The organism is Streptomyces sp. V4I8 (genome assembly GCF_041261225.1).
Taxonomy (GTDB): Bacteria; Actinomycetota; Actinomycetes; order Streptomycetales; family Streptomycetaceae; genus Streptomyces.
Map to the genome: position 1 here is coordinate 4,052,460 of NZ_JBGCCN010000001.1, position 23,109 is coordinate 4,075,568.

General features: G+C 68.8%; 27 protein-coding genes and 1 tRNA gene. 11 read left to right on the forward strand and 17 right to left on the reverse strand.

What is annotated here, in order from left to right:
• Positions 1 to 29: 29 nt before the first annotated feature.
• Positions 30 to 497 carry a thioredoxin-dependent thiol peroxidase gene (gene bcp, locus ABIE67_RS18405; protein WP_370258683.1) on the forward strand — a complete coding sequence of 156 codons (468 nt, stop codon included), beginning with the start codon at positions 30 to 32 and terminating at the stop codon, positions 495 to 497.
• Here the strand turns inward: bcp and ABIE67_RS18410 are convergent.
• Positions 478 to 990 carry a GNAT family N-acetyltransferase gene (locus ABIE67_RS18410; protein WP_370258685.1) on the reverse strand — a complete coding sequence of 171 codons (513 nt, stop codon included), beginning with the start codon at positions 988 to 990 and terminating at the stop codon, positions 478 to 480. The genes bcp and ABIE67_RS18410 overlap by 20 nt on opposite strands.
• A 148-nt stretch (positions 991 to 1,138) precedes the next feature.
• On the opposite strand from ABIE67_RS18410, the gene ABIE67_RS18415 reads away from it, so the two are divergent.
• The 3 genes from ABIE67_RS18415 to ABIE67_RS18425 all read left to right on the forward strand — a co-directional run bounded on the left by ABIE67_RS18415 (position 1,139) and on the right by ABIE67_RS18425 (position 2,562).
• Positions 1,139 to 1,798 carry an HNH endonuclease signature motif containing protein gene (locus ABIE67_RS18415; RefSeq protein ID WP_370258687.1) on the forward strand — a complete coding sequence of 220 codons (660 nt, stop codon included), beginning with the start codon at positions 1,139 to 1,141 and terminating at the stop codon, positions 1,796 to 1,798.
• Complete coding sequence (locus tag ABIE67_RS18420; protein ID WP_370258689.1) at positions 1,798 to 2,478, forward strand: HNH endonuclease; 681 nt, start codon at positions 1,798 to 1,800, stop codon at positions 2,476 to 2,478. The genes ABIE67_RS18415 and ABIE67_RS18420 overlap by 1 nt, the downstream gene beginning before the upstream one ends.
• Positions 2,479 to 2,487: 9 nt before the next feature.
• Positions 2,488 to 2,562 (forward strand) — tRNA-Leu (locus ABIE67_RS18425).
• A gap of 47 nt (positions 2,563 to 2,609) precedes the next feature.
• On the opposite strand, the gene rdgB is transcribed toward ABIE67_RS18425, so the two are convergent.
• The 4 genes from rdgB to ABIE67_RS18445 form a co-directional block, all read right to left on the reverse strand.
• Positions 2,610 to 3,212 (reverse strand): RdgB/HAM1 family non-canonical purine NTP pyrophosphatase, encoded by a 603-nt coding sequence (gene rdgB, locus ABIE67_RS18430; protein WP_370258691.1) that lies wholly within the window; start codon positions 3,210 to 3,212, stop codon positions 2,610 to 2,612.
• Positions 3,213 to 3,402: 190 nt separating this feature from the next.
• Positions 3,403 to 3,807, reverse strand: coding sequence for a hypothetical protein (locus tag ABIE67_RS18435; RefSeq protein WP_370258693.1), 405 nt, complete (start codon positions 3,805 to 3,807; stop codon positions 3,403 to 3,405).
• A 150-nt stretch (positions 3,808 to 3,957) separates the two neighbouring features.
• The gene (gene rph / locus ABIE67_RS18440; RefSeq protein ID WP_370268711.1) at positions 3,958 to 4,695 is read right to left on the reverse strand and encodes a ribonuclease PH; all 738 of its coding nucleotides are present in this window, start codon (positions 4,693 to 4,695) and stop codon (positions 3,958 to 3,960) included.
• Positions 4,696 to 4,815: 120 nt separating this feature from the next.
• Positions 4,816 to 5,049 carry a glucose PTS transporter subunit EIIB gene (locus tag ABIE67_RS18445; RefSeq protein ID WP_128428783.1) on the reverse strand — a complete coding sequence of 78 codons (234 nt, stop codon included), beginning with the start codon at positions 5,047 to 5,049 and terminating at the stop codon, positions 4,816 to 4,818.
• A 127-nt stretch (positions 5,050 to 5,176) separates the two neighbouring features.
• Here ABIE67_RS18445 and ABIE67_RS18450 point away from each other — a divergent pair, with 127 nt between their 5' ends.
• Both ABIE67_RS18450 and ABIE67_RS18455 read left to right on the forward strand, forming a co-directional pair.
• Complete coding sequence (locus ABIE67_RS18450) at positions 5,177 to 6,466, forward strand: PTS transporter subunit EIIC (protein ID WP_370258699.1); 1,290 nt, start codon at positions 5,177 to 5,179, stop codon at positions 6,464 to 6,466.
• Between the two features lie 124 nt (positions 6,467 to 6,590).
• On the forward strand, positions 6,591 to 7,841 hold the full coding sequence (locus ABIE67_RS18455) for a PTS transporter subunit EIIC (protein WP_370258703.1): 1,251 nt from the start codon (positions 6,591 to 6,593) through the stop codon (positions 7,839 to 7,841).
• Positions 7,842 to 7,966: 125 nt separating this feature from the next.
• Here the strand turns inward: ABIE67_RS18455 and ABIE67_RS18460 are convergent, their stop codons facing one another.
• Positions 7,967 to 8,719, reverse strand: a complete 753-nt coding sequence (locus ABIE67_RS18460) for an MBL fold metallo-hydrolase (RefSeq protein ID WP_370258706.1) — start codon at positions 8,717 to 8,719, stop codon at positions 7,967 to 7,969.
• Positions 8,720 to 8,942: 223 nt separating this feature from the next.
• Between ABIE67_RS18460 and ABIE67_RS18465 the strand changes: the two genes are divergently transcribed.
• The gene (locus ABIE67_RS18465; RefSeq protein WP_370258710.1) at positions 8,943 to 9,404 is read left to right on the forward strand and encodes a type II toxin-antitoxin system PemK/MazF family toxin; all 462 of its coding nucleotides are present in this window, start codon (positions 8,943 to 8,945) and stop codon (positions 9,402 to 9,404) included.
• A gap of 46 nt (positions 9,405 to 9,450) precedes the next feature.
• Here ABIE67_RS18465 and ABIE67_RS18470 read toward each other — a convergent pair whose 3' ends face one another.
• From ABIE67_RS18470 to ABIE67_RS18490, 5 genes are all read right to left on the reverse strand, one after another.
• Complete coding sequence (locus ABIE67_RS18470; protein WP_370258712.1) at positions 9,451 to 10,401, reverse strand: PLP-dependent cysteine synthase family protein; 951 nt, start codon at positions 10,399 to 10,401, stop codon at positions 9,451 to 9,453.
• Positions 10,402 to 10,406: 5 nt separating this feature from the next.
• A complete protein-coding gene (locus ABIE67_RS18475) occupies positions 10,407 to 10,685 on the reverse strand; it encodes a MoaD/ThiS family protein (protein WP_370258714.1) in 279 nt (92 codons plus the stop codon).
• A gap of 117 nt (positions 10,686 to 10,802) precedes the next feature.
• Entirely contained in the window at positions 10,803 to 10,898 is a 96-nt protein-coding gene (locus ABIE67_RS18480) for a putative leader peptide (protein WP_020270288.1), read from the reverse strand.
• A gap of 122 nt (positions 10,899 to 11,020) precedes the next feature.
• A complete protein-coding gene (locus ABIE67_RS18485; RefSeq protein WP_370258716.1) occupies positions 11,021 to 11,443 on the reverse strand; it encodes a Mov34/MPN/PAD-1 family protein in 423 nt (140 codons plus the stop codon).
• 136 nt (positions 11,444 to 11,579) lie between these two features.
• Positions 11,580 to 13,013 (reverse strand): amino acid permease, encoded by a 1,434-nt coding sequence (locus tag ABIE67_RS18490; protein WP_370258721.1) that lies wholly within the window; start codon positions 13,011 to 13,013, stop codon positions 11,580 to 11,582.
• Positions 13,014 to 13,509: 496 nt separating this feature from the next.
• Here ABIE67_RS18490 and ABIE67_RS18495 point away from each other — a divergent pair, with 496 nt between their 5' ends.
• Positions 13,510 to 13,854 (forward strand): hypothetical protein, encoded by a 345-nt coding sequence (locus ABIE67_RS18495; protein WP_370258726.1) that lies wholly within the window; start codon positions 13,510 to 13,512, stop codon positions 13,852 to 13,854.
• Between the two features lie 69 nt (positions 13,855 to 13,923).
• On the opposite strand, the gene ABIE67_RS18500 is transcribed toward ABIE67_RS18495, so the two are convergent.
• Both ABIE67_RS18500 and clpS read right to left on the reverse strand, forming a co-directional pair.
• Positions 13,924 to 14,532, reverse strand: coding sequence for a DUF2017 domain-containing protein (locus ABIE67_RS18500; RefSeq protein WP_370258729.1), 609 nt, complete (start codon positions 14,530 to 14,532; stop codon positions 13,924 to 13,926).
• Between the two features lie 41 nt (positions 14,533 to 14,573).
• Positions 14,574 to 14,891, reverse strand: a complete 318-nt coding sequence (clpS, locus tag ABIE67_RS18505) for an ATP-dependent Clp protease adapter ClpS (RefSeq protein WP_030053518.1) — start codon at positions 14,889 to 14,891, stop codon at positions 14,574 to 14,576.
• A 109-nt stretch (positions 14,892 to 15,000) separates the two neighbouring features.
• On the opposite strand from clpS, the gene ABIE67_RS18510 reads away from it, so the two are divergent.
• Entirely contained in the window at positions 15,001 to 16,359 is a 1,359-nt protein-coding gene (locus ABIE67_RS18510; RefSeq protein ID WP_370258733.1) for a nicotinate phosphoribosyltransferase, read from the forward strand.
• Positions 16,360 to 16,497: 138 nt separating this feature from the next.
• The gene (locus ABIE67_RS18515) at positions 16,498 to 17,088 is read left to right on the forward strand and encodes an isochorismatase family protein (protein WP_370258738.1); all 591 of its coding nucleotides are present in this window, start codon (positions 16,498 to 16,500) and stop codon (positions 17,086 to 17,088) included.
• A gap of 174 nt (positions 17,089 to 17,262) precedes the next feature.
• Here the strand turns inward: ABIE67_RS18515 and ABIE67_RS18520 are convergent, their stop codons facing one another.
• Both ABIE67_RS18520 and ABIE67_RS18525 read right to left on the reverse strand, forming a co-directional pair.
• The gene (locus ABIE67_RS18520) at positions 17,263 to 17,595 is read right to left on the reverse strand and encodes a hypothetical protein (RefSeq protein WP_370258742.1); all 333 of its coding nucleotides are present in this window, start codon (positions 17,593 to 17,595) and stop codon (positions 17,263 to 17,265) included.
• A 151-nt stretch (positions 17,596 to 17,746) separates the two neighbouring features.
• Positions 17,747 to 20,092 carry an immune inhibitor A domain-containing protein gene (locus ABIE67_RS18525; RefSeq protein WP_370258745.1) on the reverse strand — a complete coding sequence of 782 codons (2,346 nt, stop codon included), beginning with the start codon at positions 20,090 to 20,092 and terminating at the stop codon, positions 17,747 to 17,749.
• Between the two features lie 392 nt (positions 20,093 to 20,484).
• Here ABIE67_RS18525 and ABIE67_RS18530 point away from each other — a divergent pair, with 392 nt between their 5' ends.
• Positions 20,485 to 20,748 (forward strand): hypothetical protein, encoded by a 264-nt coding sequence (locus tag ABIE67_RS18530; RefSeq protein WP_370258749.1) that lies wholly within the window; start codon positions 20,485 to 20,487, stop codon positions 20,746 to 20,748.
• A 3-nt stretch (positions 20,749 to 20,751) separates the two neighbouring features.
• Here ABIE67_RS18530 and ABIE67_RS18535 read toward each other — a convergent pair whose 3' ends face one another.
• Both ABIE67_RS18535 and ABIE67_RS18540 read right to left on the reverse strand, forming a co-directional pair.
• Positions 20,752 to 21,423, reverse strand: coding sequence for an RDD family protein (locus tag ABIE67_RS18535; RefSeq protein WP_370258751.1), 672 nt, complete (start codon positions 21,421 to 21,423; stop codon positions 20,752 to 20,754).
• A gap of 89 nt (positions 21,424 to 21,512) precedes the next feature.
• Complete coding sequence (locus ABIE67_RS18540) at positions 21,513 to 23,090, reverse strand: RDD family protein (RefSeq protein WP_370258754.1); 1,578 nt, start codon at positions 23,088 to 23,090, stop codon at positions 21,513 to 21,515.
• Between the last annotated feature and the right edge of the window lie 19 nt (positions 23,091 to 23,109).

The window sequence follows — 23,109 nt, forward strand, 5'->3', positions numbered from 1 at the left end:
CCGTCAGGCTCCCCGGTTACGCTGGTTCGATGAGCGAGCGACTCCAGCCGGGGGACGTGGCCCCCGCCTTCACCCTGCCCGACGCCGACGGCAACGAGGTGTCCCTGTCGGACTACAAGGGCCGCAAGGTCATCGTGTACTTCTACCCGGCGGCCCTGACGCCCGGCTGCACCAAGCAGGCCTGCGACTTCACGGACAACCTGGAGCTCCTGGCCGGCGCCGGGTACGACGTGATCGGCGTCTCCCCCGACAAGCCGGAGAAGCTCGCCAAGTTCCGCGAGCAGGAGTCCCTGAAGGTCACGCTGCTCGCCGACCCGGAGAAGTCCGTCACCGAGGCCTACGGGGCGTACGGCGAGAAGAAGAACTACGGCAAGACGTACATGGGCGTCATCCGGTCCACGATCGTCGTGGACGAGGAGGGCAAGGTCGAGCGGGCGCTGTACAACGTGCGGGCGACCGGCCACGTGGCGAAGATCATCAAGGACCTGGGCATCTGAACGAGATCCAGACGTCGGGAGCCAGGTCGGCCCGCCCGGGCACCGGCCTGCGCTCCTCCCTCCACTCCCCCGGCGCGAGCTCCTCGGCGACGCGCCGCCAAAACCGTACGGCTGCCGGGTTGTCCTCCTGAAAGGCGACCTCCCATTCCCCGGGATGCCGCCGCACCACCTCCCGCACGGCCCACAATCCGACTCCGGCCCGTCGCGCTCCCCGCACGACGAAGAAGCTGTTGAGCACACGCCTGGGGCCACCGATCGCCCGCACGAAGGCGAACCCGACGGGATGCTCACCCCTGCTGAAGAGATAAGGCGCCCAGTCGACGCCGTCGGCGAAGGCCGCCTCCAGCCGCTCCTTTCGAAACTTCCCGTCCGGGTTGGGCAGCTGCTCGCCGAACTCGGACATGTCATGCCGGAACAGAAGCCAGAGGCGTTCGACGGTGGGACGGTCGTCGGGGGTGGCGGAGCGTACGCATACCGCGTGATGAATGGTCATGAAAAAAGCCTCCCGGGGCGCTCGGTTGCCCGAGCCCGGAAGGCTTGCCTGGTGATCCACACCATATCAGCCGTCCCGTGACCGTCCGATAAACGGTTCGTTGCTCTGTACGGGCTGCGAACGTGCGACCCAAGACGGAGGGGGCTCGATGGGGGCCAGTGCGTACACCAAGGAGCGGCTGGAGGAGGCGGCTCGGGGGGCGCGGACGTTGTCGGAGGCGTTGGGGAGGTTGGGGGTGGATCCGAAGAGCTCGACGCGGCACTACATCCGGGAGCGGATGAAGAAGCTGGGTGTGGATACGTCGCACTTCGAGCGGGAGGGGGTGCGGTGGACGAGAGAGATCCTTGAAGCCGCAGTTTCAGCCTCGACGAACATGTGCGAGGTGCTGCGCCGCCTCGGGGTTGAGGTCGTCGGCGGGCAACATACGCACATCAGCCGCCGGGTCAAGGCGTACGGCATCGACACCTCGCACTTCACGACCGTGGTCCGTACAGAGAACATGCGGGACAACCGACGTCGTCGCTCCCCAGCAGAGATCCTCGTGGAAGATCCTTCGGCGCACGCCAAGCGGACACCCAGCAACCGGCTCAAGAGCGCGATGCTCGAACTCGGCGTCAGGGAGCAATGTGCTCTGTGCGGCGTTGAGGCGGTTTGGCTGGGAGAACCGCTGCCGCTCGAGGTCGACCACGTCGACGGCAACTGGCGGAACAACCGGATCGAGAACCTGCGATTGCTGTGCCCCAACTGCCACTCCACGACGGACACTTACCGCGGCCGCAGCTTGGGACGCTTCCGGGGTGGCGCCTGATGAGCAGCGCACTTCAGTACACCCGCGAGCGCATGCTCCAAGCCGCCGCTCAATGCTCGGACATCGACGAAGTCATCGCCTTCTTCGGCACCCGGCCGTACGAAAACCTCCGGCGGTACCTGCAGAGGCGCTTCGAACACTTCGGCATCGACATCTCACATTTCCGACACTGCGGCAGGCTCACGCGGCGTCGCACCAGGCCCGCACCCAAGGAGCTGCGCACAGCGGTTGCGGAATCCGCCTCCATCACTGAAGTACTGCGTCACCTCGGCCGCCCCGACAACGGCAGCCAGCGCGCGATGTTGCGTGAGTGGATCGCTGAGGAGAAGCTCTCGACCGCGCACTTTCTGGGCCAGGCGCATCAGCGTGGGAAGCCGAGCACTAATCCCCTGAAGCGACCGGAGGACGTCTTGGTCCGGCACGAAGGCAAGCACCGGACAAGGACTCCGCAGCTCCGTAGAGCGCTCCGCGAGATCGGCGTACCCGAACAGTGCGCCAGCTGCGGCACCGGCCCCGAGTGGCTCGGCAAACCCATGACATTGGAGGTCGATCACATCAACGGGGACTGGAGCGACGACCGACGGGAGAACCTGCGGTTGCTGTGCCCCAACTGCCACGCGATCACCAACACATGGTGCAGGGGAGGCGACCAGCGGCGACCGCTCGCCGAGTACCAGTAAGCTGTGCGTGGGGCCGTAGCCCAACTGGCAGGAGGCACCACTTTTAGGTAGTGGACAGTGCGAGTTCGAGTCTCGTCGGCCCCACCTTCAGGGCGCGGCTCCCCACTGGGCGCCGCGCCCTTCGGCGTGCCTCAGCCCAACAGCTCCCGCACCACCGGCACCAACGCCCGGAACGCGTTCCCCCGATGACTGATGGCGTTCTTCTCCTCGGGGCTCAGCTCGGCACAGGTCCGGCTCTCGCCCTCCGGCTGGAGGATGGGGTCGTATCCGAAGCCGTTCGTGCCCATCGGTGTGTGCCGCAGGCTGCCCCTCAGCTGCCCCTCGACCACCCGCTCGGTCCCGTCCGGCAACGCCAGCGCCGCCGCGCACGCGAAGTGCGCCCCCCGATGCGCGTCGTCGATGTCGCCCAGCTGGGCCAGCAGCAGCTCCAGATTGGCCTGGTCGTCACCGTGCCGGCCGGCCCAGCGGGCCGAGAAGATGCCGGGGGCGCCGTTCAGCACGTCGACACACAGCCCCGAGTCGTCGGCGACGGCGGGCAGTCCCGTCGCCTGGGCCAACGCATGGGCCTTCAGCAGCGCGTTCTCGGCGAAGGTGACGCCGGTTTCCTTGACGTCGGGGATGTCCGGGTAGGCATCCGCGCCGACGAGGTCGTGATCGAGACCTGCGTCGGCGAGGATCGCGCGGAGCTCGGTGATCTTCCCGGCGTTACGGGTGGCGAGGATGAGGCGGGTCATGGGAACCAGTATCCCGTGGGCGCCTTTCTGTCTGGCGCCCACGGGGACGCGCCCCAAAGGGGCGCGGGGCTGTGTCGATGTGCGGCTCCGCCGCGTGGGCGCGACCAGCAACATCGAACCCGCAGCCACCCACCCGCAGAACCCGGCAGACGAGAGGTACCCGCCCAGCCAGCGCAGCGTTGTCGCAGCGTTACGGCGTGCAGACCTTGGTCAGCTCACCCGCCGCGTCCGTCACCGGACTGATGTCGGGCGTCTCATCACCGTTCTTCACCGCGTCGCGAACGTTGGTGACGGCCCTCTGGAGGTCGTCCACCGCCTTGTTGACGTCGGCGTTGTCCGTCTTGTCGCCGATCTTGTCGAGGTTCTTGTCGATGGAGGTCAGCGACTCCTCGAGCTGCGTCGGGTCGTTCGCGGCGCCCTCCACGGCCTGCTGGAGTTCGGTGACGCTGTCGGCGATGGCGTCAGCGGTCTGGACGCAGTCCATCGCCTTGCTGACGGCGTCGCAGCCGGTGGTCAGCCCGGCCGTCAGCCCGACTGCCGCGACGGCTGCGGCGGCTATGGCGATACGGCTCCGGCGGCGTCGGCTCGTGGCCATGGTTGACGTTCCCTCCCTGCTCCCAGGCCTCGCAGGGCCCCCGTTGGTCACTGGCCGGGCGTACAGCGGTGTGCCGTACGCCCTTACCCCCAATGACGCCACGCGGGGCCGCGCGGTTGCCCGGAGCTGCGGCTCTTCTTGGTGCGTCCTTTACTTTTCGAGGACGGTATCAAGTGCCTTGCGCTGGAGCTCCGCCAGCTCCCCGCAGCCCGAAACCGCGAGGTCCAGCAGGGCGTTGAGCTCCTCGCGGGCGAAGGGTTCGGCCTCGGCGGTGCCCTGGACCTCGACGAAGCGGCCGTCGCCGGTGCAGACGACGTTCATGTCGGTGTCGGCCTTCACGTCCTCCTCGTAGCGCAGGTCGAGGAGCGGTACGCCGCCGACGATGCCGACCGAGACAGCGCTGACGGTGCCGGTGAGCGGCTTGCGGCCGGCCTTGATCAGCTTCTTGCCCTGGGCCCAGGAAATGGCGTCGGCGAGGGCGACGTAGGCACCGGTGATGGCGGCCGTGCGGGTGCCGCCGTCGGCCTGGAGGACGTCGCAGTCGAGGACGACGGTGTTCTCGCCGAGCGCCTTGTAGTCGATGACCGCGCGCAGGGAACGGCCGATGAGGCGGCTGATCTCGTGGGTGCGGCCGCCGATCTTGCCCCGGACGGACTCGCGGTCGCCGCGGGTGTTGGTGGCACGCGGCAGCATGGCGTACTCCGCGGTGACCCAGCCCTCGCCGCTGCCCTTGCGCCAGCGCGGGACGCCTTCGGTGAAGGAGGCGGTGCACAGGACCTTCGTGTCGCCGAAGGAGACGAGGACGGAGCCCTCTGCGTGCTTGCTCCAGGCGCGTTCGATGGTGACCGGGCGGAGCTGTTCGGGGGTGCGGCCGTCGATTCGAGGCATTGAGGACATGGCGTTGAGCCTAGCGGCCCACGGGGAAGGGCCCCTCCCGTGGTGGGAAGGGGCCCTCAGGGGTGAAGCCGGGAGTCCCTCAGGGGCTGAAGCCGGGACGATGCCCGCGCTTCACATCATGTCTTCGATCTCCGCCGCGATCGGGTCGGCGTCGGTGCCGATGACGACCTGGATGGCGGTGCCCATCTTCACGACGCCGTGGGCGCCGGCGGCCTTCAGGGCGGTCTCGTCGACCAGCGCGGGGTCGCTGACCTCGGTGCGGAGCCGGGTGATGCAGCCCTCGATCTCCTCGATGTTGTCGATGCCGCCGAGCCCGGCGACGATCTTCTCAGCCTTGCTGGCCATTTCGGTCTCCTCACGCACTGTTGGCCCAACTTTACGAGCGGGTGCGTGGTGAGTACCGAAGGATGACGTCACAGCAACCCAATCGTCGGTAACTGGTCTACACCACCTAACAGGCGGTCGCCAACCCATGAGTGCCGAGACCGAGATCTCCCCCGCGCGCAGGCGGTGGCAGGCGGCGTTCCAGGGGCTGCAGAAGATGGGGCGCAGCCTTCAGCTCCCCATCGCCGTTCTGCCGGCCGCGGGCATCCTCAACCGCCTCGGCCAGCCGGATGTGTTCGAGGACGACGGGCTGGGCTGGGACAACGTCTCGAAGGTGATGGACGGGGCGGGTGGGGGGCTGCTCGACAGCTCGCTCGGGCTGCCGCTGCTGTTCTGTGTCGGTGTGGCCATCGGCATGGCGAAGAAGGCGGACGGCTCGACGGCACTGGCGGCGGTGACCGGGTTCCTCGTCTACTACAGCGTGCTGCTCGAGTTCCCCGAGGACTGTCCGGACGGGACGAAGGAGATCACCGACATCGGCTGCGCCGCGGCCGACGGGACGGTGAGCGCGTACGAGTACCAGAACCCGGGCGTCTTCGGCGGCATCGTCATCGGCCTGCTGGCGGCCTTCTTCTGGCAGCGCTACCACCGGACGAAGCTGGTGGACTGGCTCGGCTTCTTCAACGGGCGGCGGCTCGTCCCGATCATCATGGCGTTCGTGGCGATCGTGTTCGCGGTGCTGTGCCTGTGGGTCTGGCCGCCGATCGGTGACGCGCTGGAGAGCTTCAGCGAGTGGATGAGAGACCTGGGCGCCTGGGGCGCGGGCGTGTTCGGCGTCGCCAACCGCGCGCTGCTGGTGATCGGGCTCCACCAGTTCCTGAACGTGCCCATCTGGTTCCAGTTCGGCAGCTACACCAAGCCCGACGGCGAGGTGGTGCACGGCGACATCAACATGTTCCTCCAGGGCGACCCGAACGCCGGCCTGTTCACCTCGGGCTTCTTCCCGATCATGATGTTCGCGCTCCCGGCCGCGGCCCTCGCCATCACCCACTGCGCCAAGCCGCACCGCCGCAAAGAGGTCGCCGGCCTGATGACGTCGGTGGCGCTGACGTCCTTCGTCACCGGGATCACGGAACCGATCGAATACTCGTTCATGTTCATCGCCCCCCTGCTGTACGCGGTGCACGCCCTTCTGACAGGCGTGTCCATGGCCGTGACCTGGGGTCTGGGGGTCCACGACGGGTTCAGCTTCTCGGCCGGCCTGATCGACTACATCATCAACTGGAACCTGGCGACGAGACCCTGGGCCATCATTCCGATCGGCCTCTGCTTTGCCGTCGTGTATTACGCGATCTTCCGTTTCGCGATCACGAAGTTTGATCTCAGGACACCGGGCAGGGAACCGGAGGACGAGGTCGAGGACGTGACGAAGGGCTGACAAAAGGGCTGAAACGGGTCCGGAAAATCCCCCGGGAATCGCGGGTTCCTTATCTCACCTTCATCGTGCTACAACAGGTCTACACCACTGAGTGGTGTAGACCACCACCCGATGGAGGAAGTCTATGAGCACCGCCACCGCATCGGCGGCCCCCACAAAGAAGTGGGGATCCGGTCTTTTCCAGGGCCTGCAGAAGGTCGGACGCAGCCTGCAGCTGCCCATCGCCGTGTTGCCGGCGGCGGGCCTCATGGTCCGGCTCGGGCAGCCGGACGTCTTCGGGGCCGAGGGCCTCGGCTGGGACAAGGTCGCCTCGGTCTTCGACAAGGCGGGCGGCGCCATCACGGGCAGTCTCCCCCTGCTCTTCTGCATCGGCGTGGCCATCGGTTTCGCCAAGAAGTCCGACGGTTCGACCGCCCTCGCCGCGCTGGTGGGCTTCCTGGTCTACAGCAAGGTCCTGGAGGCCTTCCCGGTCACCGAGGCCAAGATCCAGCAGGGCGCGGACATAGCCGCGACCTACAACAACCCCGGTGTGCTCGGCGGCATCATCATGGGCCTGCTCTCGGCGGTCCTGTGGCAGCGGTATCACCGCAAGAAGCTGGTGGACTGGCTCGGCTTCTTCAACGGTCGGCGCCTCGTGCCGATCATCATGGCCTTCGTCGGTGTCGCCGTCGGCGTCTTCTTCGGACTGGTCTGGGAGCCGATCGGTGAGGCCATCGGCAACTTCGGCGAGTGGATGACGGGCCTCGGCTCCGCAGGCGCCGCCCTCTTCGGTGCGATCAACCGCGCACTCATCCCGATCGGCATGCACCAGTTCGTGAATACGGTGGCATGGTTCCAGCTCGGCGACTTCAAGGACGCCGCCGGCGAGGTCGTCCACGGCGACTACAGCCGCTTCCTGGCCGGTGACCCGACCGCCGGAATGTTCATGTCCGGCTTCTTCCCGATCATGATGTTCGGTCTGCCGGCCGCCGCGATCGCCATCGCTCACTGTGCTCGCCCCGAGCGCCGCAAGGCCGTGATGGGCATGATGATCTCGCTCGCGCTGACCTCCTTCGTGACCGGTGTGACCGAGCCGATCGAGTTCTCGTTCATGTTCATCGCCCCGCTCCTGTACGTCATCCACGCGGTCCTGACCGCAGTGTCCATGGCCGTCACCTGGGGGCTGGGCGTCCATGCGGGCTTCAACTTCTCCGCGGGCTTCATCGACTACGCCCTGAACTGGAACCTGGCCACCCGGCCATGGATGATCATCCCGATCGGCCTGGTCTTCGCGGCGATCTACTACACCGTCTTCCGGTTCGCGATCATCAGGTTCAACCTCCCCACCCCCGGCCGCGAGCCCGAGGAAGAGATCGAGGACCTCACCAAGGCGTAAGCGCTATGGCATGACGAAGGCCCCGGAACCGGGAAGGTTCCGGGGCCTTCGCGCGCATACGGGCCTGAACCCCGTACGGGCTGTCTCTCGGTCGGCCGGGTTTCGGCCGGCCAGATCTCGACCCGCTAGATCTGGTACGTCTGCCTGGGCGCCGCCAGCTCCACCGGACCGTCGTAGACCTCGCGCGCGTCGGCCAGGTTGACCTGGGGGTCGGTCCACGGCGGGATGTGGGTGAGGACCATGCGGCGGGCGCCCGCGCGGGCCGCCGTCTGGCCTGCCTCGCGGCCGTTGAGGTGCAGGTCGGGGATGTTCTCCTTGCCGTGCGTGAACGCGGCCTCGCACAGGAACAGGTCGGCGTCGCGGGCGAGTTCGTCCAGGGCCGTGCTGATGCCCGTGTCGCCGGAGTAGGTCAGGATCTTCCCTGCGTGCTCGATCCGGATGCCGTACGCCTCCACCGGGTGGGCCACGCGTTCCGTGTGCACCGTGAACGGGCCGATCTCGAAGGTGGACGGCTTGACCGTGTGGAAGTCGAAGACCTCGCTCATGGACGAGGCGGTGGGGGTGTCGGCGTAGGCGGTGGTCAGGCGCTGCTCGGTGCCCTCGGGTCCGTAGACCGGGATGGGGTCGCAGCGGCCGCCGTCGTGCCGGTAGTAGCGCGCGACGAAATACGCGCACATGTCGATGCAGTGGTCGGCGTGCAGATGGCTGAGGAAGATCGCGTCGAGGTCGTAGAGACCGCAGTGGCGCTGCAGCTCGCCCAGGGCGCCGTTGCCCATGTCGAGAAGCAACCGGAAGCCGTCGGCCTCGACGAGGTAGCTCGAGCAGGCCGATTCCGCGGACGGGAACGACCCCGAGCAGCCGACGACGGTGAGCTTCATGAAACAGAAACCTCCGCTGGCGGGAAATCCAGAAGATCGGGGACAGGGGCGTCGGGGGTCGTGCGGTTTGTCGAGCGTAAGGCGCAAAACCTTTGGTCGCTCCTCCGCCTAGGGCTGTTGTGGGCGAACTCACCTGTGGTGTCACGCGTTCGGCTGGATGCGGGGCGCGTGAGGCAGGAGAGAAGGCGCGCGCGGGTCGCTGGGCGCCGGTACCTTCGTGCGTATGGACACGTCCTGGTGGCTCGCGCTCGCGGCGTTGGTACTGCTGGCGCTGGTCGCCACGCTCGTCGACGGGTGGGGGCGCGGGCGCCGGCCCCAGGGGCGGCGCACCCGGCCGCCGGGGCGGCCCGAGGGGCGTACGCGGGGGCGCGCCCGGACTCGTCCCGAGCCCGCGGAGATCTGGTGGGCGAACGTGCCGTACGAGGACGGGCCGGGGGGCAAGGACCGGCCGTGTCTGGTGCTCGCGGTGCGCGGGCAGCGGGTCACCGTCGCCAAGATCACCAGCAAGTACCGGGACGCACGGCACGGCGTGATCCCGCTGCCGCCGGGTTCCGTCGGGGACACCCGCGGACGGGCGAGCTTCCTGGAGACGGGCGAGCTGCGGGACGTACCGGTGTCCGACTTCCGGCGGAGGGTGGGGGTGATGGACCCGGTCGTCTGGGACCAGGTCCGTCACCTCGCCTAGGGCGCCGTCACTCGCCCCGTCAGGGCCTCGCGGACCCCGAGCCGGCTCACGCCCAGAGCTGGCCCTGGAGCGTCTCGATGGCCTCTTCCGTCGTCGCGGCCGTGTAGACGCCGGTCGAGAGGTACTTCCAGCCGCCGTCGGCGACGACGAACACGATGTCGGCGGACTCGCCCGCCTTCAGCGCCTTGTTTCCGACGCCGATCGCGGCGTGCAGCGCGGCGCCGGTGGAGACGCCCGCGAAGATGCCCTCCTGCTGGAGGAGTTCCCGGGTGCGGGTGACCGCGTCGGCCGAGCCGACCGAGAAGCGGGTGGTCAGGACGGAGGCGTCGTACAGCTCGGGTACGAAGCCCTCGTCGAGGTTGCGCAGGCCGTAGACCAGGTCGTCGTAGCGCGGTTCGGCCGCGACGATCTTGACGTCCGGCTTGTGCTCGCGCAGGTAGCGGCCGACGCCCATCAGGGTGCCCGTGGTGCCGAGGCCGGCGACGAAGTGGGTGACCGAGGGGAGGTCGGCGAGGATCTCCGGGCCGGTCGTGGCGTAGTGGGCGCCCGCGTTGTCCGGGTTGCCGTACTGGTAGAGCATCACCCAGTCGGGGTGCTCCGCCGAGAGTTCCTTGGCTACCCGTACGGCGGTGTTGGAGCCGCCCGCGGCCGGGCTGGAGATGATCTCCGCGCCCCACATGGCGAGCAGGTCCCGGCGCTCCTGCGAGGTGTTCTCGGGCATCACGCACACGATGCGGTAGCCCTTGAGCTTCGCCGCCATCGCCAGGGAGATGCCGGTGTTGCCGCTGGTCGGCTCCAGAATCGTGCAGCCCGGGGTGAGACGGCCGTCCTTCTCCGCCTGCTCGATCATGTGCAGGGCCGGGCGGTCCTTGACCGAGCCGGTGGGGTTGCGGTCCTCCAGCTTGGCCCAGACGCGGACGTCCTCGGACGGCGACAACCGCGGCAGGCGCACCAGAGGGGTGTTGCCCACCGCGGCGAGCGGGGAGTCGTAGCGCATAGGGATCAGGCCATGCCGCCGGCCACGGCCGGCAGGATCGTGACGTTGTCGCCGTCGGAGAGCTTGGTGTTGATGCCGTCGAGGAAGCGGACGTCCTCGTCGTTCAGGTAGACGTTGACGAAACGGCGCAGCTGGGCGCCGTCCACGATGCGGGCCTGGATGCCCGCGTGCCGGGTCTCGAGGTCGGTGAACAGCTCGGCGAGGGTGTCCCCGTTGCCCTCCACCGCCTTCTGACCGTCGGTGTAGGTGCGGAGGATGGTGGGGATGCGGACCTCGATGGCCATGGCTAGGGGCTCCTGTCGGGAGTAGTCGGTCAGGGCGCGCGCGGCAGCGCAGGAACAGCGGTGTGGTGCGTGTGTGCGGCGCCGCGGCTCACGGCCGTACGGCGGCAGGGTGTCGCGTCAACAGATGGCGCTGGCGAGCCTGCACAGGTCGACGTGCAGCCGCGCCACGAGCAGCATGCCCGGCGTCTTGTCGCTCACGTCGTGGAAAACCATGGGGTCATCGTATCGATTCCCGGTCCGGCTTTTGGAAGGTGATCCCACATCGCGGACGGATGAGGGCCGGAGAGTGAGACCGCGCTGTTCAGGTCGGGGCTCAGTGGGCGCTCAGTGGGTGCTCAGTACGCCTCGACGACCTTGACTTCCTCCTCCGTCACCTCGCCGTCGACGATCCGGAAGGAGCGGAACTGGAACTCGCCGAGGCCGTCGGTGTCGGCCGTGGAGACGAGGACGTAGTGCGCGTCCGGCTCGTTGGCGTAGGAGATGTCGGTGCGGGAGGGGTAGGCCTCGGTGGCCGTGTGGGAGTGGTAGATGACCACCGGCTCCTCGTCGCGGTCGTCCATCTCGCGGTAGAGCTTGAGCAGGTCGCCGGAGTCGAACTCGTAGAACGTGGGCGACATCGCGGCGTTCAGCATCGGGATGAAACGCTCGGGGCGGTCCGAGCCCGCCGGGCCCGCCACGACGCCGCACGCCTCGTCGGGGTGGTCCTTGCGCGCGTGGGCGACGATCTGGTCGACGAGGGCCTGGGTGATGGTCAGCATGCTCGTCAGGATAAGCAGAGGGCCGCCCCGTACCGAAGGGTGGTACGGGGCGGCCCATATACCGGACGCCCTGAGCGGCAGCGGAACGGGGCACCACGAGTGCCCCGCCCCGCTGGACGTCCTCGGTGAGGCTTCGTCAGCGCTTCTTGAACGCCGCGGCCTGCGGATTGCGGCGCTTGAGCACCAGGTAGGAGACGCCGAGGATCAGCCCCCACAGCGGTGCGCAGTACAGCGAGATACGGGCGTCCTTGTCGATGCCCATCAGCACGATCACCATGCCGATGAAGGCGAGCGCGAACCAGCTGGTGACGGGGGCGCCGGGCGTCCGGAACTCGGACCGGGGCAGTTCCCCGCGGTCGGCCTTGGCACGGTAGCGAAGCTGGCAGATCAGGATGACGATCCAAGCCCACATGCCGGAGATGGTCGCGAAGGACACCACGTAGTCGAACGCCTTGCCCGGCCACTGGTAGTTGATCCAGACGCCGACCAGCATCAGCGCGGCGGAGAACGTGGTGCCCGCCAGCGGCAGGCCGTTCTTCGTGAGCCGGGTGAAGAGCTTCGGCCCCTGGCTGTTGAGCGCGAGATTGCGCAGCATGCGGCCGGTGGAGTACATGCCGGAGTTGCAGGACGACAGGGCGGCGGTCAGGACGACGAAGTTCACGATGCCCGCGCCGGCGGCGAGGCCCATCTTCTCGAAGGCGGCCACGAAGGGGCTGATGCCGGGCTGGAAGTGGGTCCAGGGCACCACCGAGAGGATCATGATCAGGGCGCCGACGTAGAAGACGGCGATACGCCACGGCACGGTGTTGATCGCCTTGGGCAGCACGGTCTTGGGGTCCTTGGACTCGCCCGCGGTGACGCCGACCAACTCGACGGCGAGGAAGGCGAACATCACCATCTGCAAGGTCATCAGCGTGCTGCCGATGCCGTGCGGGAAGAATCCGCCTTCGCTCCACAGGTGGGTCACGGAAGCGGTGTCGCCGGCGTCCGAGAAGCCGAGCGTCAGGATGCCCGCGCAGATGAGGATCATGCCGATGATCGCAGTGACCTTGACCATCGAGAACCAGAACTCCAGCTCACCGAAGAGCTTCACGGAGATCAGATTGGCGCCGTAGAGGATGACGGTGAAGATCAGTGCCGAGACCCACTGCGGCATGTCGAACCAGTACGTCATGTAGGCGGCCGCGGCGGTGACCTCGGTGATGCCGGTGACGACCCAGAACAGCCAGTACGTCCAGCCGGTGACGAACCCCGCGAACGGACCGATGAACTCACGGGCGTAGTCCGCGAAGGAGCCGGAGACCGGGCGGTACAGCAGCAGTTCGCCGAGCGCCCGCATGATGAAGAAGATCACGAGGCCCGCGATGGCGTACGCCAGGATCAGACTGGGCCCGGCCTTGGAGATGCCCTTGCCCGCACCGAGGAACAGGCCGGTACCGATGGCACCGCCGATGGCGATCATCTGGATCTGCCGGGCCCCTAGCCCGCGCTGATACCCCTCGCCGTCCTCCGTCGCGGCACCGTCGGCCCCGTCGCCGTCACGATGCTTGTCGACCTGCACTGAGGTCATGAATGGTGCGCCTTTCTCCATGGTGATCCGAGCCTGCGAAGCGGCCCCGGATCGGGTCACGATCCCCCCGGATGTGGATGGAGCGGTGCCGAGCCGACGATCCGCCGGCATGGTGGCGCCCCCCGTGGACAGGGGTGGCGTCCGCGGGCGGTCGAGAAGGTTTATCACGGCCGTTGCAGTGATCGACCGGAGCGGCGTGGCACACGCCACACGGAGGTCCGGACACGGGGCACAAACCGCCACACAAGGAGCCTGGGTGGTGACTGGATCGTTATTCGGATCTGAGCATCCTCTGAGCGAACAGGCACTGAATCGCAAACGGTTAACAAATGAACAAAAACGACCCACCCCGAGGCCGGCACATTCCTCAGATCTTGATCAATTTTCTGGCCTTGCACATGCCAACGCTCCTAGCGTGCTCGGCGCGGGCCGCTGACCAGCGGTGGTCGACCGCCACCGCGGGCTCGCACCACGCATCACCATCAGGGGAACACCAATGAAGCTCAAGATCGTCTCCCTCGCCGTACTCGGCTCGCTGGCCCTGGGGGCCGCACCGGCCGTCGCCCAGCCGCAGCACAGCTCGGCGTCGCGGACGCCCAGGATCGACACGTGGCAGGACATCGCCGCCAGCAAGTGCCACTACGGCGACAAGGAGTCCTGCGCGCTGCTGGTCGGCGGACTCAAGATGAGCAAGAAGACGAAGAAGTGCCTCGTCAACGCGTCGGTCGGAGCCGCGATCTCGCTGGTCGTCGGCAGGTTCAACAAGGATCTGGCGAGCAAGGTCGCCAAGCAGGCCGTGGGTGCGGGAGCGACCGGCTGCATCACCGCGTTGCTGAACTGAGCGAGCCGAACGACGGCCAGTGGGCCCTGCCGGTGGACGGCAGGGCCCACTGGCCGTCGTTCGGAAACTTCACGGCATGAGCGTGGCGACCAGCGTCTCCTGGAGTCCGCCCAGCCACAGATACGCCATCACCATCGGCTTGCGCGGGTCCTCGTCCGGCAGCCGGTAGAGCAGGTCGGTGTCGTCCTCGTCGGTGATCTCCAGCCGGGAGCCTATGGCCAGCCGCAGGTCGTTGAGGGCGCCGAGCCACTGCTGGGACTCCTCGGGGGAGAGCTTGAGCACCGCACCGCCCTCGCCGGCGGAGGCGGAGCTGAGCTCGTCCAGGGAACGCACCACCGCGAGCGCGCTGTTCCGCTTGCCGGCCCGCAGGTCGTTCTCGGTGAAGCGGCGGAACTCCGAGGAATACGCCCGCTGCTCCTCGGCCTCCTTGGGGCCGGGGGTCGCCTCCGGGTCGCTGTACGCGTCCGGGAAGAGCCGCCTGAGGACCGGGTCGGCGGGCGGTTCGCTCGGGCCCTCGGCGAACAGCTCGGCGAGCGGGTCGTCGGGGGCGTCCTCGGCGGGGCCGGGCCCGATGAGTTCCAGGAGCTGGACGGCCAGCGACCGGATGATGGAGATCTCGACGTCATCGAGGGCGACGGCCGCGCCGCCGCCGGGGAGCGGTTCGAAGGTTCCTGGCATGGAGGCGATTCGCTACTTCCGGTCCTTCGCGGGCGAACTGGTCACTTGCGGTCGTGCTGGAGAGTGGCCCACAGACCGTAGCCGTGCATGGCCTGCACGTCGCGTTCCATCTCCTCGCGCGTGCCGCTGGAGACGACCGCCCGGCCCTTGTGGTGGACATCGAGCATGAGCTTGGTGGCCTTGTCCTTGGTGTAGCCGAAGTAGGACTGGAACACGTAGGTCACGTAGCTCATGAGGTTGACCGGGTCGTTGTGCACGATCGTGACCCAGGGGACGTCCGGCTCGGGGACGGCGAAGACCTCCTCCGCCGACTCGGTTCGTTCGATCTCCAGGGGTGCGGGTGACGTCACAGAGCCCATGCTGCCACCCGAGGGGGGTGGTCGCACAAACGGGCTGCGCTGCCGCGCCCGTTGTGACCTCCACCCCACAAATCGTCAGAGTGACGAAATGGGGGTACCATCCTCAGTCATGAACACAGCGGACCTTGGGCTGCCGGTAGACGTTCCCTCGACGGCGCTCTTCACGGATCAGTACGAGTTCACGATGCTGCAGGCCGCCCTGAAGGCCGGCACCGCCCAGCGGCGGAGCGTCTTCGAGGTCTTCACCCGGCGGCTGCCCGAGGGACGGCGCTACGGCGTCGTGGCCGGCACCGGCCGGGTGCTGGACGCCGTCGAGAACTTCCGCTTCGACCCGGACGTCCTCGCCTTCCTGCGCGAGCGGAAGATCGTCGACGAGGAGACCCTGGACTGGCTCGCGGGCTACCGCTTCTCCGGCGACGTCTGGGGCTACCCCGAGGGCGAGGTCTACTTCCCGGGCTCGCCGATCATGCGGGTCGAGGGCACCTTCGCCGAGTGCGTACTGCTGGAGACGGTGATCCTCTCCATCCTCAACCACGACTCGGCGATCGCCGCCGCCGCCTCCCGGATGGCGTCGGCCGCCGGTGACCGCCCGCTCATCGAGATGGGCGCCCGCCGCACCCACGAGCTGGCCGCGGTGGCCGCGTCCAGGGCCGCGTACCTCGGCGGCTTCACCTCCACCTCCGACCTGGCCGCGGGCTTCCGCTACGGCATCCCCACCGTCGGCACCAGCGCCCACGCCTTCACCCTGCTGCACGACCGCGAGCGGGACGCCTTCCAGGCCCAGGTGGACTCCATGGGCCGGGGCACGACGCTGCTCGTGGACACCTACGACGTCGCCGAAGCGGTCCGTACGGCCGTGGAGGTCGCCGGGCCCGAGCTGGGCGCCGTCCGGATCGACTCGGGCGACCTGCTGCTGGTAGCGCACCGGGTCCGGCAGCAGCTGGACGAACTGGGCGCGACGGACACGCGGATCATCGTGACCTCCGACCTGGACGAGTACGCCATCGCCTCGCTGGCGGCGGCGCCCGTGGACGCGTACGGCGTCGGCACCCAGCTGGTGACCGGGTCCGGGCACCCGACCTGCTCGATGGTCTACAAGCTGGTCGCCCGCGCCGAGTCCACCGACGCCGGCGCGCCGCTCGTGCCGGTGGCCAAGAAGTCGAGCGGCGGCAAGACGTCCATCGGCGGCCGCAAGTGGGCCGCGCGGCGCCTGGACGAGTACGGCGCCGCGGAGGCCGAGGTCGTCGGCACCGGGCCGGTTCCGGCCGAGCTCGCCGACCGGCAGCTGCTGGTCGAGCTGGTCAAGGGCGGCGATGTGGTGGCCCGGGAGCCGCTGGACGTCGTACGGGACCGGCACGCGGCCGCTCGCGCCAGTCTGCCGCTGTCCGCCACGCAGCTCTCGCGCGGGGAACCTGTCATCCCGACGGAGTATGTCAACGGGCGCTCGGAGAGCCGGACGGGGGCGTGAAGCGAGCGCGCCCGGCGTGCGCGCGCAATGCCCCCTCCCGAACAGCACCCGAAGTCTCTAGGCTCGGAAGTTCACGGCCGGGCCAGCACCCTGTTTCACCGTCCCGACCCCAGCGTCCATAACCGAAGGACACCGACCATGCGCCGCGCCTTGATCGTCGTAGATGTGCAGAACGACTTCTGCGAAGGGGGCAGCCTCGCGGTGGCCGGCGGTGCCGATGTGGCCGCCGCCGTCACCGAGCTGATCGGGCAGGCGGCCGGGTCCGGCTACCAGCACGTCGTCGCCACCCGCGACCACCACATCGCCCCCGGCGGTCACTTCTCCACGAACCCCGACTTCGCCCACTCCTGGCCGGCGCACTGCGTCGCCGGCACGGAGGGCGTCGGCTTCCACCCGAACTTCGCCCCCGCGGTCGCCTCCGGCGCCATCGACGCCGTGTTCGACAAGGGCGCGTACGCGGCGGCGTACAGCGGCTTCGAGGGGGCCGACGAGAACGGCGTGCGGCTGGCCGACTGGCTGCGGGCCAGGGAGGTCTCCGAGGTGGACGTGGTGGGCATCGCCACGGACCACTGTGTGCGGGCCACCGCGCTGGACGCCGCGCGGGAGGGGTTCCGTACGCAGGTGCTGCTGGACCTGACCGCGGGGGTGGCCGCGGAGACCACCGAGCGGGCGCTGGAGGAGATGCGGGAGGCGGGGGTCGAGCTGCTGGGGAAGCCGGTGGTCGCGTAGGGCTCCGCCGGGCCGGGCGCGCTCCGGGGTGCCGCGAGGGGCCGTCTGGCGGGTGCCGCGCCGTTGTGGCTGGTCGCGCCCACGCGGCGGAGCCGCATATCGACACAGCCCCGCGCCCCTGGGGCACTGCCAGACCGTTGGCTTTCACGCCTGCGCCACCGAGCCCGCCGCCCCTCAGGGCGTTGCCGCTGGGCGTCTCAAGAGGGCGCGGATCGGGTGCCACAGTTCCGGGACCATGACGACACCGTTGTCAGGCGCCGTTCGCCATATCAGGCCGTCCGGGTGGTGCAGGACCGCGGTGACCTCGTCGGGGGTCGGTGGGGCGGCGTTGCCTCGCAGGTACACCGCGCGCATGCCCAGGTTGCGGAGCCTGGTCAGGGCTCGGGCGCGGTTCTGGGCGTGGACGAGGACACGGACGCAGCCCGTGCCGTCGGTGGTGGGTCTGGGCAGGTTCAGCGCCACCACCACGCTGCCGGTCGGCAGCTTGCAGAAACCTCCTGCGGCCATGCGGTCACACCCCCGTGCGAGTCAGGGTCAGGGTCAGGGTCGGCGTGCATGCCGGTGTCAATAACGGAAGCACAGGGTGCACCTAAACACGATCGGCGGCAACCCGCCAGGGGGCTGCCGCCGATCACGCTCTGACCTGCAATTATGCCGTTTACTTCACCGCGGCGCCGACCTCGACCGTGATCGTCGAGCCATCCTTGGGCTCCTTGATGATCTTGATCTTGGTGTTGGTGTCAGTGATCTTGACACCCGCGGTGGGCGTCTCGGCGCTGTAGTACGTGCTGGTGTGGTCGTTGAAGACCGGCACCCCCGCACGCGACGGGATCCGGGTCGCGACGTCCGCGTTGTGCAGCGTCATGCCGTCCGTGCGGAACGTGCTGAACGGCGAGTCGTAGGACTGGATGCGGTTGCGCATCAGCGTGCCGTCGGACCACTTCAGCGGCTCCGGGTGGGAGTCGACCGGCAGGATCAGACCGACACCCTGGTGCTGGCTGGTGTTGTTGTCCGCCTGGGAGGTGTCCCACTTCCAGATCAACAGGCCGTTCTGGTACGCGTAGTGCTCCACCCAGTCCGGACGGGTCGACGAGAAGCCGAAGTTGTACGGGCCCGTCTTCAGGGTCTTGTCGTACGACACGTACTGACGGTTCTCGGCGATGTAGTACTGCGCGTAGTCGTCCGTGATGGACGCGCCGATACGGGAGAAGCCCTTGGTCTTCCAAGCGGCGTCCGCGCTCTCGGCGTTGTCCGAGAACACCGCCGTGCCGTCGGCGGTCACGGTGATCTCGTCGGCCGCGAAGCCCTTCTGGGCCACGCCGCCGTCCGTCTGGTAGCGGAAGCGCAGGTCGACCTTCTTGCCGGCGTAGGCGTCGAGCGGGAAGACCAGCTTCTTGTAGCCGTCCACCGTGCCGGTGAGCGCGGGCTTGCCGCTGGCGTCCTTCGGGAGGGCCGCACCGTCGACCGTGCCGTCGACCGCGGTCCAGTTGGCGCCGCCGTCGGTCGAGACCTCGGTGTAGAGGTAGTCGTACTCCGCCTCGATGTCGTACCAGCCGTCGAGGGTGAGCGAGGCCGCCGACTTGCCCGTGAGGTCCACGGAACGGGTCAGGGTGTTGGCGAGGTTGTCGCCGCTGCCGCTCCACCACTGGTTCGCGCCCTGCGCGGGCTGCACGATCTCGGTGGTGACCTTCTTCTTGGGCAGGTTGACCACGAGGGCCTGCTTGTGCCGGGTGTTGTACTCGGCGAGGCCCAGCTTGTGCTCGGAGGTCGTCGCGGCCTTCGCCGTGTCGTAGTTCAGCCAGCCCAGCTGGAGCTTGTCCCAGGCGGTCATGTCGCCGGGCAGGTCACCGATCTCCTTCTTGCCGGTGCCGAGCCAGGAACCGGAGGACATCAGGGTCCAGAAGCCGGTGGAGTTCTCGCCGCCGGAGGTGTCGTAGTGGTCCGGCAGACCGAGGTCGTGACCGTACTCGTGGGCGAAGACGCCCAGGCCGCCGTTCTCCGGCTGGACGGTGTAGTCGCCCACCCAGATGCCGGTGGAGCCGATCTGCGCGCCGCCCAGCTTGTTGCCGGCGGGACCGGTGGCACCGGCGTCGGTGCCGAACGCGTACCAGCGGTGGGCCCAGATCGCGTCGGTGCCCTGCGCGCCGCCGCCCGCGGACTCGTCCTCACCGGCGTGCACGATCTGGAAGTGGTCGATGTAGCCGTCGGCCTCGTTGAAGTCGCCGTCGCCGTCGAAGTCGTAGCGGTCCCACTGGTCGAACTGCGTGACGTCCGCCTTGATCTCGGCGTCGGTCCGCCCAGCTGCCTTCTGCTGGGCGACCCACGCGTTCAGACCGTCGCTGACGACGTTCCAGACGCTGGAGCAGTTGGTCTGGCCGCAGGCGTTGTTGCCGTAGCGGGCCTCGTTGTACGGGACCTTGACCCAGTCGGTGACCTCGCCGTCGACCGAGTAGCGGCCCGAGGACTGCTTCTCGTAGTACTTCTTCAGCGACTCGGTCTTCTTGCCGGTGCCGAAGTAGAGGTCCTGGTAGTGCTTCTGGTTGTAGTCCGCCTGCCAGGCCGTCGAGTTGTCCTTCTTGCGGTCGGGCTCGGCTATCTGGTTGTGCGCCGGGCCGGGCGTGCCGCCGAACTCGCCGATCTGGTCGCCGAACTCGACCAGGATCGTGAAGATCTTGTCGGTCTGCTCGCGGCCCAGCTCGACGTACTTGCTGTCGCCCTTCTTGCTCTTGAGCTCGACGACCTTGGAGCCGTCGCGCTCCTTCACCTTGCTCTTGCCCGATATGACCTGGTTCAGGGCCTCTTCGCGCTGAGCCTCCTGGGTCTTGCTCATCGGGCCGTCGAGGTTGTGGTCGGCGTGAGTGTGCTCCGCCGGGTCGTGCCGCTCCACGGACGCCGGCGCGCCTTCGTCGGCCTGAGCCACCGCGAAAGTCGAGAACGTCGCCGCCGCCGTCGCGAGCGCGACGGCTGTTGCCGCCGTTCTGAACGTCCAGGGTCTACTGGTCACTTGCTTCCTCCCCCGCGTCCGGGCACGCGGAAGGAAGGGTCCTGGTCATGGAGGTTCCCGCGAGCGCCTGATCAACGCGTGTAGTCAAGTGACGACATTTGACTAGAGGTTAAGCAAAAAATACAGACCTTGACTTGGACAGGTCAATTGCACTATGCGGAGTCGATGTTCGTTTAGCGGACAACAACCCTTCCGGCAACGGCGCGTGGCACTGTCCACTTGCTGGACGCGATGACTCCGTGCGCCCCCCGTGCACCGGCACTGTTGGTTAGGTCACGCTTACGGTTTGTTCCTCTCGGGCATGCACGCGGTTAGAGTCGGATGGCGGAACGCCCGGACGTCGGCGGAAAGCCAGGCCGAGACCCCCGTGCACCCCTGATTCCGAGGACGCGATGATCATGCCTCGTCCGACTGCCGCACAGCTCGCTTACGGCTCGTGCACCGTGATCTTCTCGACGCTCGCCATGCTGCTGCTGTCGCAGACGAGTTCGGGTGCGGGGATCGCGGTCATCGCCGTCGCGGCGCTGCTGCTAGGGCTCCTGGTCGCCATGACGGTGCCCATGCCCAAGAAGCCCCGCGTGGTGGCGGTGCGCAAGCCCGCCCGCGCCCACGCCGACCGGGAACAGGCGGAGGAACCCGTACTGACCCAGTCCTGACCCTCAGTTGCCGGTGCTGACCACGACCGTCTTCGCCGCCTTGTCGTGCAGGCCCTGTTTGTAGGGCTTGTCGAAGAAGCTCCAGCCGCCGGCGATCACGGTCCAGATGCAGGCGCAGCAGAACGCGAACGGGATCCACAGCACCGCTGCCCGGATCAGCGAGGCCTGCACGGACGGTGTGGCGCCGTTGTCGAGGTTGGCCACCCGCATGTTGAGCAGCTTCTTGCCGAGCGTCTGACCCGTCCTCGCGGTCATGATGGTGTCGTAGCCGATGAACAGCACGGCGGCGACCAGCGACTGCACGAAGGACTTGCCGTACTCCACCTGGTCGGTGTCCATGTCGTACTCGGTGACGCCGAAGCCCCAGGTGAGCAGCCAGACGACGACGCCCACCAGGATCATGTCGATGATGCGGGCCAGGGTGCGCTTGCCGCTGTCGGCGAGCGGCGGCATCCCGGCGAGGGGGTCGGCGGGGTGACCGCCGCCGCCGTACGGGTCACCGCCGTAGGGGCCACCGCCATAGGGGCCGCCGCCGTAGGAGGGCGGGGGTTGGCCGCCGTACGGCGGCTGGTCACCGTACGGCGAACCCGAGCCTTCGGACGGCGGGGGCTGTTTCCTGAACGGATCGTCTTCCGGGGGCTGCTGACCGGGGCCGGGAGGCGGTTCGCTGCTCATGGCCCGAGTCGACCGCGAACCGCCCGGCTTCGCATCCGGCGCGGGGCCGTCCGGGGTACGGGATCATCCGGGCCGTTCGTCGTATCCGGTCATCCCGCGACGAACGTACGCGCCGCCTTGTCGTGCCAGCACTGGCGCCACGGCCGGTCGAACACGCACCACAGCACGCCGACGACGCCGACGACGAGCAGACCGGGGACGCTGTAGACGAGCCAGCGCTTCAGGGCCGCACGGAACTCCGGGGGTTCGTGGGCCTCGATGTCCCGCACCTCCAGGCCGAGCAGCTTCTTGCCCAGCGTGCGGCCCCACTTGGCGGTGGGCAGGACCTCGTAGGCGACGCCGGACAGGAGCAGGACGGCCAGGATGATGCCGAGATACGCCGATGTGGTGCCGTCCAGCAGCCAGACGGTGACCGTCTCGCCGGAGAGCTTGGCGGCGTCGATCTTCTCGCTGACGTGGTCGATCGCCTTGGTGCCGAGCGGCACGGCGGCCACCGCGGTGACGGCGGCCAGCACGACGGTGTCCAGCAGCCGCGCGGCCAGCCGCTTGCCGAGGCCCGCGGGGCGGGCGGCGGCCTGACGCATGGCGGCCGCCTGGAACGGGTCCATGGTCGGGGGCTTCCACGGGGCGACCGGCTGGTCGTCGTCGGGGCCCGCGAGTCGGTGCACCTGCTGCGCCCAGGAGGACTGGCCGCCGCCGGGGCCCGACGTCATGGGCGCGCCGGAGGCGGCTGCCGCGGGCTGCGGGCCGCCGGACTGCTGGGGGATGCTCGGGGCGGCGGCCTGCTGGGCCTGCTGCGGGCCGGAGAGGGCCGTGGGGGCACCGGCGGCCGCCTGGGCGGCGGCTGCGGCCCCGGCGGCCGTCTGAGCCTGTCCCTGGGCCACGGCGGCCCGTTCGGCGGCGGCCTTCCCGGCGCCGAAGCCGGGGCCCTGCGGGGCACCGGCCGCCGCGGGGCGGTCGGCGTCCGCACGTGCGGCGCCCGGGCCGGCGGACGCGCCCGTGCTTCCGCCCTGCGCCCCGGCCGCCTGTCCCTGCTGCCCCGTGCGCGGGGACACCGCGCGGATGGCCATGGTGCCGTCGACGGGGGCGGGGCCGCCGGGGCCGGGGATATCGGGAGTGGCCTGCCCCGAGGCACCGGAGGACTGCGCTCCCCCGGCTCCTCCCGCCACCGGCCGACGGATCATGAACGTGTCCCCGGAACCGGCGTCCGGCTCGGCGGGCGGAACGTTGGCCGAGCCGTCGGTGCCGGCGGCGTGTCCGTCCGGGTGGGCCGCCGCGCGCGGGTCCCTCGGGTCGGGGTCCTGCTGGGCGCCCCAGGAGACGCGGTGTTCCTGGTCGCCGCCGAAGCCCGACTGGTGGGCGGGGTCGGCGCCCCAGGCGGACGCCGGCTCCGGCCGGCTGCCGTGCTGGGCGTGGCCCGGCGCGGGCTCCTCGTCGAAGAAGTGCGGTCCGGTCTCCTCGACGGAGGCGGCCGGGGCAGCGGCGGGCCCGTCCGGGTTCGCGCCCGGCGGCGGGGCGAGCGGTTCACCGTCCGCCGGTGCCGGACGGCTGGTGCCCGGCACCCAGGAGGCACCGTTCCAGTACCGGACATATCCAGGAATGGATGGGTCCGGGTAATACCCTTCGCGGGGCCTGTCGTCACCGGGGGCCGGGGTTGGGGCGCTCATGTCCGTCGTCCGGTATCTG